The 14,715-nt window shown below is 75.8% G+C and carries 13 protein-coding genes; 7 read left to right on the top strand and 6 right to left on the bottom strand.

What is annotated here, in order from left to right; translation table 11 throughout:
• The first annotated feature begins 211 nt into the window (after positions 1-211).
• The 3 genes from PH190_RS05005 (at position 212) to glxA (ending at position 5,568) form a co-directional block, all read left to right on the top strand.
• Positions 212-2,554: an RNA degradosome polyphosphate kinase gene (locus tag PH190_RS05005; protein WP_420791578.1), complete on the top strand. Its 2,343-nt coding sequence runs from the start codon at positions 212-214 to the stop codon at positions 2,552-2,554.
• Positions 2,551-3,459, top strand: a complete 909-nt coding sequence (locus tag PH190_RS05010; RefSeq protein WP_274230380.1) for an NUDIX hydrolase — start codon at positions 2,551-2,553, stop codon at positions 3,457-3,459. Before PH190_RS05005 ends, PH190_RS05010 begins: the two co-directional genes overlap by 4 nt.
• A gap of 126 nt (positions 3,460-3,585) precedes the next feature.
• Positions 3,586-5,568 (top strand): radical copper oxidase GlxA, encoded by a 1,983-nt coding sequence (glxA, locus tag PH190_RS05015; protein WP_274230381.1) that lies wholly within the window; start codon positions 3,586-3,588, stop codon positions 5,566-5,568.
• Positions 5,569-5,634: 66 nt separating this feature from the next.
• Here glxA and PH190_RS05020 read toward each other — a convergent pair whose 3' ends face one another.
• Genes PH190_RS05020 through leuC form a run of 3 tightly spaced genes read right to left on the bottom strand, consistent with a single transcriptional unit; the run spans position 5,635 to position 8,535 of the window.
• Positions 5,635-6,459 (bottom strand): siderophore-interacting protein, encoded by an 825-nt coding sequence (locus PH190_RS05020; protein ID WP_274230382.1) that lies wholly within the window; start codon positions 6,457-6,459, stop codon positions 5,635-5,637.
• Between the two features lie 32 nt (positions 6,460-6,491).
• Positions 6,492-7,085 (bottom strand): 3-isopropylmalate dehydratase small subunit, encoded by a 594-nt coding sequence (leuD, locus tag PH190_RS05025; protein WP_274230383.1) that lies wholly within the window; start codon positions 7,083-7,085, stop codon positions 6,492-6,494.
• A gap of 13 nt (positions 7,086-7,098) precedes the next feature.
• Positions 7,099-8,535, bottom strand: a complete 1,437-nt coding sequence (gene leuC / locus PH190_RS05030) for a 3-isopropylmalate dehydratase large subunit (RefSeq protein ID WP_274230384.1) — start codon at positions 8,533-8,535, stop codon at positions 7,099-7,101.
• A 115-nt stretch (positions 8,536-8,650) separates the two neighbouring features.
• Between leuC and PH190_RS05035 the strand changes: the two genes are divergently transcribed.
• The 3 genes from PH190_RS05035 (at position 8,651) to PH190_RS05045 (ending at position 10,320) form a co-directional block, all read left to right on the top strand.
• Positions 8,651-9,346: an IclR family transcriptional regulator gene (locus PH190_RS05035; protein ID WP_274230385.1), complete on the top strand. Its 696-nt coding sequence runs from the start codon at positions 8,651-8,653 to the stop codon at positions 9,344-9,346.
• Between the two features lie 97 nt (positions 9,347-9,443).
• A complete protein-coding gene (locus PH190_RS05040) occupies positions 9,444-9,632 on the top strand; it encodes a hypothetical protein (protein ID WP_274230386.1) in 189 nt (62 codons plus the stop codon).
• Positions 9,633-9,639: 7 nt separating this feature from the next.
• A complete protein-coding gene (locus PH190_RS05045; protein ID WP_274230387.1) occupies positions 9,640-10,320 on the top strand; it encodes a hypothetical protein in 681 nt (226 codons plus the stop codon).
• Between the two features lie 9 nt (positions 10,321-10,329).
• Here the strand turns inward: PH190_RS05045 and PH190_RS05050 are convergent, their stop codons facing one another.
• Together PH190_RS05050 and PH190_RS05055 are read right to left on the bottom strand one after the other, a co-directional pair.
• Positions 10,330-10,617: a DUF3040 domain-containing protein gene (locus PH190_RS05050; RefSeq protein WP_274230388.1), complete on the bottom strand. Its 288-nt coding sequence runs from the start codon at positions 10,615-10,617 to the stop codon at positions 10,330-10,332.
• A 240-nt stretch (positions 10,618-10,857) separates the two neighbouring features.
• On the bottom strand, positions 10,858-12,348 hold the full coding sequence (locus PH190_RS05055) for a ferredoxin reductase family protein (RefSeq protein WP_274230389.1): 1,491 nt from the start codon (positions 12,346-12,348) through the stop codon (positions 10,858-10,860).
• A 215-nt stretch (positions 12,349-12,563) separates the two neighbouring features.
• Here PH190_RS05055 and PH190_RS05060 point away from each other — a divergent pair, with 215 nt between their 5' ends.
• Positions 12,564-13,538, top strand: coding sequence for a hypothetical protein (locus PH190_RS05060; RefSeq protein ID WP_274230390.1), 975 nt, complete (start codon positions 12,564-12,566; stop codon positions 13,536-13,538).
• A gap of 67 nt (positions 13,539-13,605) precedes the next feature.
• On the opposite strand, the gene PH190_RS05065 is transcribed toward PH190_RS05060, so the two are convergent.
• Positions 13,606-14,700 carry a winged helix DNA-binding domain-containing protein gene (locus tag PH190_RS05065; RefSeq protein WP_274230391.1) on the bottom strand — a complete coding sequence of 365 codons (1,095 nt, stop codon included), beginning with the start codon at positions 14,698-14,700 and terminating at the stop codon, positions 13,606-13,608.
• Between the last annotated feature and the right edge of the window lie 15 nt (positions 14,701-14,715).

Raw genomic sequence — 14,715 nt, forward strand, 5'->3', positions numbered from 1 at the left:
CGTGACGACGGCCGGTACGGCCGCCCGCCGCGGGACCGGGCCGGCCCGCGGACGCCCCCGACGCTAGGAACGCCGCGGTGCCCGGCCGACGGGACGACCTCCCCATCTTGGGCCGCGCGACCCCCTATCCCGCGCCCGTCCCGCGCCGTCGGGCGTGGGACGGGTCGCGGTCGCTCGCGACCTGCCCCGGCCTCGGGCACCATCGGACGTCGTGAGCCATCCCGCCTCGTCCGCGACGTCCACGGCCGCCCCCGCCGACGAGACCCACGGCGCGCACGAGGCGCCCGAGCGGGAGGCGGACGGCGCGGACGGCGCGCACGCCGACCTCGCCGACCTCGCCGACCGCACCGGCCCCCGCCCGCCCGCCCCCGCGGACGAGACCAGCCCCAGCGTGCGCCGCACCCCCGGTGCCCCGGCCGCCCCGACCGCGGGCCCGGCCGCCGCCGCCGACCTGCCCTCGGACCGCTACGACAGCCGCGAGCTGTCGTGGCTCGAGTTCAACGCGCGGGTGCTGGCGCTGGCCGAGGACCCCAGCCAGCCGCTGCTCGAACGGGCGAAGTTCCTCGCGATCTTCGCGTCGAACCTCGACGAGTTCTACATGGTCCGCGTGGCGGGGCTGAAGCGGCGCGACCAGGCCGGGCTCGCCGTGCGCGGCGCCGACGGCCTGACCCCGCGCGAGCAGCTCGCACGCATCTCCGCCCGCACCCAGGAGCTCGCGCACAAGCACGCCCGGGTGTTCCTCGACGAGGTCGACCCGGCGCTCGCCGAGGCCGGCATCCACATCATCGACTGGTCGCAGGTCACCGACGCCGCGCGCCCGCGCCTGTCGGACTGGTTCGCCCGCCAGGTCTTCCCGGTGCTCACCCCGCTGGCCGTCGACCCCGCGCACCCGTTCCCCTACATCTCCAACCAGTCGCTGAACCTCGCGGTCGCCGTCCACGACCCGGAGACCGGCACCGAGCACTTCGCCCGCGTCAAGGTGCCGAACAACGTGCCGCGGCTGGTGCGGGTGGGGCGCGTCCCCGATCCCGGCGCCGACGGCGACGGGGTCGGCGACACCGACCGCCAGGCCTGGTTCCTGCCCATCGAGGACCTCATCGCCGAGAACCTCGACCAGCTCTTCGAGGGCATGCGGGTCACCGAGCACCACGTCTTCCGCGTCACGCGCAACGCCGACCTCGAGGTCGAGGAGGACCGCGACGAGGACCTGCTGCAGGCCCTCGAGCGGGAGCTGGCGCGGCGGCGCTTCGGCCCGCCGGTGCGCCTCGAGATCACCGACACCATGAGCGAGCACATGCTCGAGCTGCTGCTGCGCGAGCTCGACGTCGACCCGCACGACGTCGTCAAGGTGCCGGGCCTGCTGGACCTCTCGGCGCTCATGGAGCTGCAGGGCCTCAACCGGGCCGAACTCAAGGACCCGGTGTTCGTGCCGGCCACCCACCCCGCGTTCAGCGAGGGCGAGACGCCGAAGAGCGTGTTCGCGACGCTGCGCGAGGGCGACGTGCTCGTGCACCACCCGTACGACTCGTTCTCCACGAGCGTCCACCGCTTCATCGAGCAGGCCGCCGCCGACCCCAAGGTGCTGGCGATCAAGCAGACGCTCTACCGCACCTCCGGCGACTCCCCGATCGTCGAGTCGCTGATCGACGCCGCCGAGGCCGGCAAGCAGGTCGTGGCAGTCGTGGAGATCAAGGCGCGGTTCGACGAGCGGGCCAACATCGGCTGGGCCCGCGCGCTGGAGCGGGCGGGCGTGCACGTCGTGTACGGCCTCGTCGGGCTCAAGACCCACTGCAAGGCCGTCCTGGTCGTCCGCCAGGAGGGCTCGACGATCAAGCGGTACTGCCACCTGGGGACCGGCAACTACAACCCGAAGACCGCCCGGCTCTACGAGGACATGGGCGTGTTCACCGCCGACGAGACGGTGGCCGCCGACCTCACCGACCTGTTCAACGTGCTCACCGGCTACGCCCGGCGCACCGCGTACCGCAAGCTGCTGGTCGCGCCCTACGGGCTCCGGCGCGGCGTCGTCGAACGGATCGACGGCGAGCGCGAGCGGGCCGAGCGCGGGGAGCGCGCCGGCGTCCGGATCAAGGTCAACGGGCTGGTCGACGAGCAGGTGATCGACGCGCTCTACCGCGCCTCGGCGGCCGGGGTGCCGGTCGACCTCGTCGTGCGCGGCCTGTGCTCCCTGCGCGCGGGCGTGCCCGGGCTGTCGGAGAACATCCGGGTGCGCTCGGTGCTCGGGCGCTTCCTCGAGCACTCACGGATCTTCCACTTCGTGGGCGCCGACGAGCACTGGATCGGCAGCGCCGACATGATGCACCGCAACCTCGACCGCCGGGTCGAGCTGCTCGTCCCGGTCACCGACCCGCGCCTGACCGCACAGCTCGACCACGTCCTGGACTCCGCGACGGCCCCGTCGACGCGGTGCTGGGTCCTCCAGCCCGACGGCTCCTGGGACCCCTGGCCGGTCGCGTCCGGCCAGGACCACGAGGGGATGGCCGTCTGCGACCACCAGGTGCAGCTGCTCGCGCGCCGGCAGGGGGAGAAGTGACCGTCCACGCCGCCGGCGCCGTCCTCTGGCGCCCGACGTCCGACCCCGCCACGGACGGCGTCGAGGTGGCCGTGGTCCACCGCCCGCACCACCGGGACTGGAGCCTGCCGAAGGGCAAGGTCGACCCCGGCGAGACGCGGGCGGACGCCGCGGTCCGCGAGCTCGCCGAGGAGACCGGCTTCGCCGCGGTGCTGGGCCGGCACCTGCGCACGGTGCGCTACACGGTGAGCGGCGAGGAGAAGGTCGTCGAGTTCTGGGCGGCGCGCGCCGGCGCGGGGCAGTTCCACCCGGGCGACGAGACCGACGAGCTGCGCTGGCTCCCGCCCGCGGAGGCGTCGGCGCTCCTGAGCTACCCGTCCGACCGCGAGGTGCTGGCCGCCTTCACCGCGCGCCCGGCGGACCTGCGCACCCTGCTGCTCGTGCGCCACGCGCTGGCGGGCAGGCGCGCCGAGTGGGAGGGCCCGGACAGCGAGCGCCCCCTCGTCGACGAGGGCCGCGAGCAGGCGCAGCGCCTGGCCGCGCTGCTCGCGCGGTTCGGGGTGGAGGTGCTGCTCGCGGTGCCGAAGACCCGCTGCCGGCAGACGCTCGAGCCCTACGCCGAGGCCACCGGGCTGACGGTGCACGACGCCTCCGAGCTCGGCGACGGCGCGGTCGCGCGCGACGACGGCCCGGCGCGGGCGACGCTCGCGAAGCTCGTCGCCGGCGAGGCCACGGCGGCGGTGTGCGCCCAGGGCGACGGCATCCCCCACCTCGTGCGGGCGCTCGCCGCCGCGGCCGACGAGCCACCGGTCTCCGACCGCGACCTCACCGACCCGCCGTGCCGCAAGGGCAGCGTCTGGGTCCTGTCGTCCACCCCCGCCGGGGAGCTCGTCGCGGCCGACTACGTGCGCGACGCCGGGGTCTGAGCCCGGTCCGACGAGATCTCCGTCGCCGGACGAACCGGTCACCGGAGCACGGACGGGGAGGGATCGGGGCGCGCGCGGAGGGCCCTCCGACCTGGGTTAACGTCGGCGCGCCCCAGCCCCTCCCCCGTGCCCCCGAGCCCGCAGGAGCCCGCCCCGGTGCGTCCGTCGAACTCCCGGCGCGTCCGACAGGTCGTCCTCGTCGTCGTCGCGGCGGTCGTCCTCCTCGGCGTCAACGTCCCGCCTGCGTGGTCCTACCTCAGCGAGTGGCGCCACGAGCAGCTGATCAACAGCCCGGACTACGTGCGGCAGTACGGCCACTGGGACGTCGTCGACGTCCCCGAGGAGAGCCGGGTCAACGCGATCCACGCGGCGCTGCTGTCGTCGGGCAAGGTCCTGCTGATCGCCGGGTCCGGCAACAAGGAGGACATGTTCGCGACGCGGGCGCTCAAGAGCCTGCTCTACGACCCGGCCACCGGGGCGACGCGGATGATCCCGGTCCCCGACGACATGTTCTGCGGCGGCCAGACGACGCTGCCCGACGGCCGCCTCCTCGTCGCCGGCGGCACCCAGCGCTACGAGAAGCTCGACGGCGCGGTCACCAACGCCGCGGGCGCGATGACCGTCAAGAACGAGGACCCGAACGTCCCGCGGGTGCTCCCCGCGGGGACGGTGTTCGTCGGCCCGACCGGCCTGCGCTACCGCGCGACGCAGGAGGTCCGCCTCGACCCGGCGCAGAAGACCGGGCAGGGCCGGCGCACGACGGTGACCGCGTCGGAGGAGCAGGTCTTCGTCGAGGCCGTGGACCCCGGGCCCGCCGCGGTCGTGCCGAATCCGGAGAAGTACCAGGTCGAGGGCCTGCCGCCCGACGTCGCGCGCAACGTCTACGGGCAGGGCCAGGCGATGACCCTGCGCAAGCAGGACTACCAGGGCACGGACCAGGCCTACACGTTCGACCCGGTCAGCGAGTCGTGGTCGCGCGTCTCGGACATGGAGTTCCACCGCTGGTACGCGACGCTGACACCGATGTCCGACGGCCGGGTGCTGACGACCGCCGGGCTCGACGGGGTCGGTGAGGTCCTCGCCGGGCAGACCGAGGTCTTCGACCCGACGACGAACGCCTTCACCGAGCGCCAGGACCTGCAGCACTACTTCCCGACCTACCCGGCGATCTTCGAGACGGCGCGGGCGGGGCGGATGGTCTACACGGGCGCCAACGCCGGCTACGGGCCGGCCGACCAGGGCCGCGAGCCCGGCTTCTGGGACCTCGACACCGGCGCCTTCACCGCGATCCCGGGCCTGCGCGACCCCGACCTGCTCGAGACGGCGGGCTCGGCGTTCATCGGCCCCGTCAACGATCAGGAGATGGCCGTCGTGGGCGGCGGCGGGGTCGGCGAGAGCCCCCGCTCCACCGGACGGATCGACTACCTCGACCTCACCGACCCGGCGCCCCACTTCACGCCGGGCCCGGTGCTGCCCGAGGGCGTGCGGTACCCGAACCTCGTCGACCTGCCCGACGACACCCTGCTGATCTCGGGCGGCTCGCGGGACTACCGCGGCAAGGGCGGCACCAACAACCACATCGCCCGCCTGCTCCACCCCGACACCGGTGCGCTGACCCCTGCCGCCGACCCGGCCGTCGGGCGCGACTACCACACCGAAGCGCTGCTGCTGCCCGACGGCCGCGTGCTCACGGCCGGCTCGGATCCGCTGTTCGACGACGAGCAGAACCTCGTCCCGGGCACCTTCGAGCAGCGCATCGAGATCTACAGCCCGCCGTACCTGTTCCGGGGGGCGCGCCCGACGATCACCGCGGCCCCGCCGACCCTCGCCCGCGACCAGACCGCGACCGTCCCGACCCCCGACGCCGGGCACGTCCGCGCCGCCCGGCTGATCAAGGCGTCGACCGCGACCCACGTGACCACCACCGACATGCGCTCGGTGGCCCTGGACGTCGGCCCCGCCGCCGGCGGGGTGTCGGTGCACGTGCCCGAGAACCCGGCGCTCACCCCGCCCGGGCCGTACATGCTCTTCCTCGTCGACGACCGGGGCGTGCCGTCGGAGGCAAGGATGGTGACCGTGGGCCCGGGCCGCCGGGCGCTGCCGGACTGAAGTCGTGCGCTTCGCGCTGGTGAGCAGAAAGGAGTGCTGGAGCACTCCTTTCTGCTCACGAGCGCGTCAGCGCACCGGGGCCCGCTTCTCCGCCTGGAACGTGTCCTCGTCGACGCCGCGGCGCCAGTAGCCGGAGATCGACAGCCACGCGCGGTCGAGCCCGCGCTCGTCGAGGAGGTGGCCGCGCAGGGCCTTCACGTCGCCGGTCTCGCCGTGCACGAACGCGTGGACCGTGCCGGCGGGCCAGGCGGCGGCGCGGACGGTCGCGACGAGGTCCTCGCCGGCGTCGCGGTGCAGCCAGCGCAGGGTGAGGTCGCCGGCCGTCGGGAGCGGGAGCTCGTCGTCGGGGCCGTCGACCTGCACGTACGCGTGGACCGGCACCCCGGGCGCCACGCGCTCGAGGGCCGCGGCGATCGCGGGCAGCGCGGCCTCGTCGCCGACGAGCACGTGCGCGTCGGCCTCCGGCGACGGCGCGTAGGCCCCGCCCGGCCCCATCAGCGTGATCTCGTCGCCCGGCGCCGCCGCGAGCGCCCAGGGGCCGGCGACGCCGGTGTCGCCGTGGACGACGAAGTCGATCGCCATCTCGCCGGCGGCGTGGTCGAGCGCGCGGATCGTGTAGGTCCGCACGATCGGCCAGTCCTCGCGGGGCATCGCCTCGCGGATGGCCGCCACGTCGAACGGCGTCGGGTAGGCGACGCCGGGGCGCGGGAAGGCGAGCTTGACGTACTTGTCGGTGAACCCGTTGTCGACGACACCGTCGATGCCCGGACCGCCGAGCACCACGCGCACCAGGTGCGGCGTGAGCCGTTCGGTGCGCAGCACGCGCAGCCGGTGGCCCGGCCCGCCCTTGCCGCGACGGGGAGCGGGGGCCTGGGTGTCGGGAGCAGCCATGCCCCCGACCCTACCCCGCGACTTAGGCGACCCTAAGTAGCGAGGGTCACCGGCTTGTGCGCCGGCCGCCCGGCCTCGTACGCGTCGATGTCCTCGGCGTGGCGCAGCGTCAGGTCGATGTCGTCGAGGCCCTCCATCAGCCGCCAGCGCGTGTACTCGTCGATCGTGAACCGCACCGTCAGGTCGTCGGCGGTGATCGTGCAGGCCTCGAGGTCGACGGTGAGCTCCAGGCCCGGTCGCTGCTCGATCTTCTTCCAGAGCAGCTCGACGTCGGACTGCTCGACGGTCGCCGCGAGCAGGCCCGCCTTCGACGAGTTGCCCTTGAAGATCTCGCCGAAGCGCGACGAGACGACGACCCGGAAGCCGTAGTCCAGGAGCGCCCAGACGGCGTGCTCGCGTGACGACCCGGTGCCGAAGTCCGACCCCGCGACCAGCACGGACCCCCGCGAGTAGGGCTCGGTGTTGAGCACGAACGACGGGTCGGCGCGCCAGGAGGCGAACAGGCCGTCCTCGAACCCCGTGCGCGTCACGCGCTTGAGGTAGACGGCCGGGATGATCTGATCGGTGTCGACGTTCGACATGCGCAGAGGCGTGCCGATGCCGGTGTGGGTGGTGAAGGCGTCCATCTCGCAGTGCTCCTCAGGCGGGCTGCAGCGTGGTGGTGTCGGCCCGGTCGTCGACCAGGTCCTCGGGCGAGGAGAGCGTGCCGCGCACCGCGGTGGCCGCGGCGACCAGCGGCGAGACGAGGTGCGTGCGCCCGCCCTTGCCCTGCCGGCCCTGGAAGTTGCGGTTCGAGGTCGACGCGCACCGCTGTCCCGGGGAGAGCTGGTCGGGGTTCATCCCGAGGCACATCGAGCAGCCCGCGGAGCGCCACTCGGCGCCCGCCTCGGTGAACACGACGTCCAGGCCCTCGGCCTCGGCCTGCGCCTTGACCCGCATCGAGCCGGGGACGACGAGCATCTGCACCGAGTCGGCGACCTGGTGGTGGCGCAGGATCTCCGCGGCGGCCCGGAGGTCCTCGATGCGCGCGTTGGTGCACGAGCCGAGGAAGACGACGTCGACGGCGATGTCGCGCAGCCGCGTGCCGGGCTCCAGGGCCATGTACTCCAGCGCCTTGCGCGTCGCGGCGGCGTCGTCGTCGTCCATCGTCGCCGGGTCCGGGACGGACTCGCCCAGCGGCAGGCCCTGGCCGGGGTTGGTGCCCCAGGTGACGAACGGGGTGAGCGCATCGGCGTCGACGTGGACGACCGCGTCGAACTCGGCGTCGTCGTCGGTGCGCAGCTCGCGCCAGGCCGCGACGGCGGCGTCCCACTGCTCGCCCTTCGGCGCGTGGGGACGGTCGCGCAGGTAGGCGAAGGTGGTCTCGTCCGGCGCGACCATGCCGGCGCGCCCGCCCGCCTCGATCGACATGTTGCACATGGTCATGCGGGCTTCCATCGACATCTGCCGCACGGCCTCGCCGCGGTACTCGAGCACGTAGCCCGCGCCGCCGCCGGTGCCGATCTGGGCGATGACCGCGAGGATGACGTCCTTGCTGGTCACGCCCGGGCGCAACGTCCCGGAGATCTCGATCGCCATCGTCTTGAACGGCCGCAGCGGCAGCGTCTGGGTGGCGAGGACGTGCTCGACCTCGGACGTGCCGATCCCGAACGCGAGCGCCCCGAACGCGCCGTGGGTGGAGGTGTGCGAGTCGCCGCAGACCACCGTCGTGCCCGGCTGCGTCAGGCCCTGCTCCGGGCCGATCATGTGGACGATCCCCTGGTCCTGCGTGCCCATGGGGAACAGGCGCACCCCGAAGTCCTCGCAGTTGCGCCGCAGCGTCGACACCTGGGTCGCCGAGGTCTCGTCGGCGATCGGCAGGTGGAGGTCCTTGGTGGGGACGTTGTGGTCCTCGGTGGCGAGCGTCAGGTCGGTGCGGCGCACGCGCCGGCCCGCCAGGCGCAGGCCGTCGAACGCCTGCGGGCTCGTGACCTCGTGGACGAGGTGGAGGTCGATGTAGAGGAGGTCCGGTTCCTGACCCTCACCGCGCCGGACCACGTGCTGGTCCCAGACCTTCTCCGCGAGCGTGCGTCCCACTCTTCCGCCTCCTCGATCCCGGTGACGAGGAGACGACACCCAGCGCATCCGTCGCGCTGCCGTGCCGTCCCCGCACCTGGGTCTTTCTCACATCTTGGGACTACGATGTCGTCCTGTGGGACAGGGTAGCGGTATCGGCGTGCTCGACAAGGCGGTGGTCGTCCTCCGGGCGGCCGCGGCCACGCCGTGCACCCTCGGCGAGCTCTGCGAGCGCACCGGCCTGCCCCGCGCGACGGCCCACCGGCTCGCCGTCGGCCTCGAGGCGCACCGGCTGCTGGCCCGCGACCCCGACGGCCGCTGGCGGCCCGGCCCCGCACTCGGCGAGCTCGCCCACGGCCACGGCGACCCGCTGCTCACGGCCGCCGAGGAGGTCCTGCCGCAGCTGCGCGACCTCACCGGCGAGAGCGTGCAGCTCTACCGGCGCGACGGCCTCGACCCCACCGCGCGTGTCTGCGTCGCCGCCGCCGAGCCGGCGAGCGGCCTGCGCGACACGGTGCCGGTCGGCGTGCGTGTGTCGATGACCGCGGGCTCCGGCGCCAAGATCCTGGCGGCGTGGTCGCGGGACCGGACCGCGTTCCCCGACACGGTGCTCGACGAGGTCCGCCGCCGCGGCTGGGCCCAGAGCGTCGCCGAGCGCGAGGCGGGCGTGGCCAGCGTGTCCGCCCCCGTCCGCGACGCCACCGGCGCGGTGATCGCCGCCGTGTCGGTGTCGGGCCCGGTCGACCGGATCGGCCGCCGGCCCGGGGCGCGCTGGGCCGACGCGCTGCTCGCGGCGGCCCGGCAGCTCGAGGGCCTCGTGGCGGCGCGCTGAGGTCGTCAGCATCCGGACTGTTCGGCTGCCTGCCGAACACGGTAGGGTTACCCCATCCGAGTGAGACCTGCGCCACGCCGTCGATCAGGGGGTCCGGATGTACCTGGGCGAGCCCGTCCGTGTCCTGCACGTCGAGCCGGTGGTGAGCCCGGTGCCCGACGGCGACTTCCCCGAGGTCGCCGCCGCCCTGCCGGAGCCGCGGCCCCGCCCGACGCCACGGCGGGGCGCGGGGGTGCCGCCGGCCCGCCGGGGGCGCCCGCGGCCGACACCGATCACCGGCGCCTGACGCCGGGGTGACCGCTCCGGACCTCGCCACACCCGTCGGCGGTTGGCGGGTCTGGCGCCTGGGCGCCGACGACGACGGCCCGGTCCTCGAGTCGCCCCTCGCCGCAGCCTCCTGGACCCCGCGCACCGCGGTCACGGCGGTGTGCCACCGCGGCTGTGGCGACGCCCCGGCGTGGGGCTGCTCCTGCGGGCTCTACGCCGTCGACGACCCGCGCCGGCTCGTGGGCGGGCTCCTGCACCACGGCATCCTCGGGTGCACCGCGCTGTGGGGACGCGTCGTCGAGCACGGCGACGGCTGGCGCGGGGAGCACTCGTACCCGCTCGTGCTGTTCGTGCCGTCCCCCGACGACGAGGTCCTGGGCGTGCCGGTCGGGGCGCTCACGGTCGAGCAGGCCCGCCGGGCGGTGCTGCGGGCCGCCCGCGCGCGCCGCGTGTCGGGGCTCGGCGAGACGCTGGGCGACGCCCTGCGACGTCGCTACGCGGTGCCCGTCCACGTGCTGCCCGTGAGCTCACCCGGTGCGTTCGCGGGGCACGCCGTCGGAGCCCTCGCCGGGCGGGTGCGCGACGAGTGCGTGCGGGGCCTCGCCGCCCGCCGCCTCGGCGACCGCGTGGCGGCGGCCCGGCTGGATCGGGCCGTCGACCGGCTGCTCGAGGGCCTGCGCCCCGACCTCCCGCCGCTCCCGGCGTGAGACCCGCGGTCAGACCCGCGGCGGGCGCTCGGAGCCGGGACGGATCGACCCCGGACGGCGCCAGTGCCACAGGGCCAGCGGGACCGCCGAGGTCAGGATGAGCAGGAGGCCGTGCCCGACCGGGCCCAGCGACGCCAGCCCCAGCCCGAACAGGACGCCGAGCACCAGCACGGCGACCGCCCGCCAGTACGAGCGTCGCTCGTCCTTGGTCCGGGCCAGGCGGGCCAGCCCGGGATCGCTGGCCTCGATCTGCCGCTCGATGTCGGCCAGGATGCGTTGCTCTCGTTCGTCGAGCACCAGGAGACCCCCTCGGCGTGCCGCCGGCGACCGGACGCCGACGTGGGTTGACGGGCCGTGGTCGCCGGATCACCCGGCGAATTGCCGGGCGTGGAGCAGGCGAAACGGCGGGACGACGACGTCACGTCGAGACGTCGCTCGGTGTCGGCGACCGGGTTCCCGCACGGGGCGGGCGGACCGGAGGGCCGGTCGGCCCGTCGGGTTCCCGGTCGCGGCGGTCGCGCGCCGCTCGGCGGACGCTCACGACCGCCCGCCGTCGGCGGAGCCGGACCCGACCCTGCCTCGCCCGACCCCGCTGTCCTCGTCGATCCGCGGGATCGGGAAGGACGGGTGGGTCGGGAGCCGGTCGGCCGGCGAGTCCGCGGGCGCGGCGTCGCCCCGGCGGGTCCGGCGGGGTGCGGGGACGTCGCCGGTGCGGGGCGCCGGTGGGGAGGACGCCACCGGCAGCGCGCCCGTCCACCCGAACTGCTCGCTGTGGATGCGCCCGGGCGGCACGCCGAGCTGGTCGAGCGCCGCGAGGGTGCCCGAGAGCAGCGACGGCGGCCCGCACACGTAGTACTCGAGGCGGCCGCGGGCGCGCGGGAGCACCTCGGCGAGCAGGTCGGCGTCGACCCGCCGGCCCGCGGTGCGCAGGATCTCCAGGTCGAGACGGCGCGCCAGCACCTCGAGCTCCGGCCCGAACAGCGGCTGGTCGGGCCGCTCGGCGAGCACGAGGCGGTGCAGGCGGCGGTCGCCGCGCTCGGCGAGCGTGCGCAACATGCTCATCATCGGCGTGATCCCGACACCGCCCGCGACGAGGACGAGCCCGTCGACCCGGTCCGGCGTCTCCGGGGTGAAGCTGCCGTGCGGGCCGTCGAGCCAGACCTTGCGGCCGGGCTCCATCCGGGCCAGCGCGCGGGTGAAGTCGCCGGTCGCGCGGACGGTCAGCTCGAGGCGGTCGGTGAGCTCGGCGCTCGACGCGATGGTGAACGGGTGCTCCTGCACGCCCACGGCGCGCCGGTGCAGGCGCAGCCACACGAACTGCCCGGGCGCGAAGCGCAGGCCGCGGCGCCGGAACACCGGCGTGAGCGCCAGCGTCGCCACCTCCGGACCCTCGTGGCGCACGCCGTAGACGACGTACGCGCCGCGCTGGGTGAACAGCGGCCGCCACACCCACCGGCGCGCGAGCACGGCGAGCAGCAGCAGGGCCAGCGCCGACAGCACGACCCGCATCACCGGGTCCTCGAGGAGATCGCCCAGCCAGACCACGTGGAGGCCGGCGAGCAGGAGCGCGAGTGCGGCCGCGGCGACGTGCAGCCGCGCCCACCACTCGTAGCGCGTGCCCCGCCGGCGGCCCCAGGAGGCCGCGCCCGCGAGCAGCAGCATGCCGGCGAAGGCGGCGTAGCCGAACTGGATGCCCAACGAGGCCGCGAAGGGGTTCAGGAGCTTCGGGCGCTCGATCACCGCGAGGCCGAGGTGGCCGCCCACCAGCGCCACCGCGGCCACGCCGAGCCACCGGTGCCCGCTCATCACCCGGTCGATCCCGAGCGCGGTGGTCAGCGACCGCAGGCGCGACGCCCCGACCGTGGTGACGACCACGAGGACGGTCGCGACCAGCCCCGTGAGGACCACCCCGAGGTCCACCAGCTCGCCGGCCCCGACCCCGTGCCGGCCGACGAAGACCACCGCCGGTCCCACGAGGGCGACGACCGCGACCGCGGTCCACAGCGCACGTCTCGCCCGCTTCGACACGATCCGTGACCGTAGGGGCGCGGACGGTCGGCACCCGCCGCTCCTGAGAAGGGCGGATCGACGGGCGGGACGGGCGGGCGCCCGCGGTCGGTGAGCGCCGGTCGGCCGTGTCCTCGTTGCCCCGTTCGGACCATCAGGGCCCGGCGCCCGCCGGTGCGGCTCTCAGGGACCGCTCACCGGCGTCCCGCTCGTCGCGGCCGGGTAGTCCACTCGTCGTGACCTCCCTCGTGACCGGATTCCTCCGCGGCACCGCCGCCGGCGCCGCGGGCACCACCGCGCTCAACGTCACCACCCAGGCCGACATGGCGCTGCGCGCACGGCCGGCGAGCGGCATGCCGACCGCGACGGTCTCGGCGCTCGCCGAGCAGGCCGACGTGGCGATCCCGGGCGCTCGCCGCGAGCGGCAACACCGCCTCGAGGGGCTCGGCGGTCTCGCCGGGACCGCGACGGGCGTGGCGGTCGGCGGTCTGGCCGGCGCCCTGCGCAGCGCCGGGGTGCGTCTCCCCGCCGTGATCGGCGCGCCGCTGCTCGGCGCCGCCGCGATGGTCGCCTCGGACCTGCCGACCGCACGCCTCGGCCTCACCGACCCCCGCCGCTGGGGCTCCGCGGACTGGGCCGCCGACGTCGTCCCCCACCTCGCCTACGGCGTCGCCACCCACGCCACGCTCGCCGCCACCTTCCGCGCCGACGAGCGCGAGCGCGCCGAGCACCCCGAGGGCGCGCCGCGCTCGGCGACGGCGGGCTCGCTCCTGCGCGCGGCCGCGCTCGGCGCCGCGAACGGGGCGCGCAGCACGTTCGGTTCGGCGGCGCTGGCGTGGCGGGCGCGCCCGGGCGACCGCGGCGCGGTTGGCCTGCTCGGGAGCAGGGTCGGGCGGGGCGGGGCCACGCTCGCCGCCCTGGCCGAGGCGTCGGGTGACAAGCACCCCGCCGTCCCGCCCCGCACCGCCGCACCGGGCCTCGCGCCGCGCCTCGCCCTCGCGGCGGGTGGCGCGGGGGCGGCGGCGCGGCGCGACGGGCGCGAGGGCGGGCCCGGCGCGCTCGTCGCCACCGCCGCGGCGGTCGGGGCGGCCTTCGGCGGGCAGCGGCTGCGCGCGATCGCCGCCGACCGCTTCGGCTCCGACCTCCCCGGCGCGTTCGCCGAGGACGCGCTGGCCGCCGGGCTCGCGTGGTGGGGCGCCGGCCGCAGCTGATCAACAGGACGTGGTGCACCGCGCCGCGCCTCCCGCGGTGCACCACGTCCTGCTGATCACGCGCACCTCACCCCGGCGACGCCGCCACCTGCACCCGGCGGTGCGCGCCGCCGGACAGGAAGCCCGCCAGCTCCCGGCCCTCCTCGGCGACCGCGGTCCGGTCGGCGCGGGAGAACCGCCGCAGCGGCGTCACCTCGACCGTGCCGTCGGCGACGGTCCAGCGCGCCGCCACCCGGCCGTCGACGAGCACGACGCGCTCGCCCGCCACCGACAGGCCGCGGTCGGCGTCGTCGATGATCCGCGTGCGGTCGTCGTAGCCCAGCACCGCGTTGTCGAAGGCGGGCAGGAAGCGCACCGGCGCCGGGGTGTCGGGGTCGGGCCGGGGCGCGTCGGGGAGGTCGAGGAGCTCGCGGCCGCGCTCGTCGCGGAAGCTCACCAGGCGGTCGCGGACCGCCGCGACGGCCGCCGGCAGCCCGGCGAGCCCCGACCAGGCGCGCAGGTCGGCCGACGCCGCCGGCCCGTACGCCGCGAGGTAGCGCAGCACCAGCGCCTCCCCCACCGGGTCGGTGCCGTCGGCGGCGGGCGGGTCCACCGGCCGCCCGAGCCAGGTCGCGACGAGCAGGCACCGCGCCGGCCCGGCCTGCCCCCACAGCCCGCGCGGCGGCACCTGCACCACCGGCACGAGCGTGCCCAGCGCCTCCCCGAGCACGCGCGGGGGCACGTCGGGCCAGGTGTCGGCCAGCGCCCGGCCCACGTCGGGCAGGGTGCGGGCCTCGTCGGCGACGAGCCGCGCCCCCACGGCGGCGAGCTCGTCGAGGTCCACGGCCGCGAGCTCCTGCCGGTACACCCCGAGCATCCGCTGGCGCAGCATCGCGTCGTGGCGCGACCGCCAGGTCAGCGCGTCGTCGGCGGTGACGAGGTGCACGGTGCGGCGCATGAGGTGGGTGCGCACCGCCCGGCGCTCGGCCACGTGGTCGGAGAGCTCGGCGGGGTCGAAGCCCGCGAGCCGCGACCACAGGCCCGTGTAGGGCTCCTGCGGCTCCTGGGCCTGCAGCCCGCCGAGGTGGGCGACGGCGTCGAGCACGTCGAGCGCCGACCGCTCGAGCAGGAGCTGGCGGGCCAGCGTCGCCCGGTTGAGGGCCCGGCGGGACAGGACGGTCACGACGGGGAGCCTGCC

This window comes from Actinomycetospora straminea (assembly GCF_028737255.1).
GTDB classification, from domain to species: Bacteria; Actinomycetota; Actinomycetes; order Mycobacteriales; family Pseudonocardiaceae; genus Actinomycetospora; species Actinomycetospora straminea.

Coding starts and splice junctions, on each gene's coding strand:
- PH190_RS05020 (WP_274230382.1), bottom strand. CDS start 6,459: ATGGCTGCTCCCGACACCCAGGCCCCCGCTCCCCGTCGCGGCAAGGGC.
- PH190_RS05040 (WP_274230386.1), top strand. CDS start 9,444: ATGTACCTGGGCGAGCCCGTCCGTGTCCTGCACGTCGAGCCGGTGGTG.
- leuD (WP_274230383.1), bottom strand. CDS start 7,085: ATGGACGCCTTCACCACCCACACCGGCATCGGCACGCCTCTGCGCATG.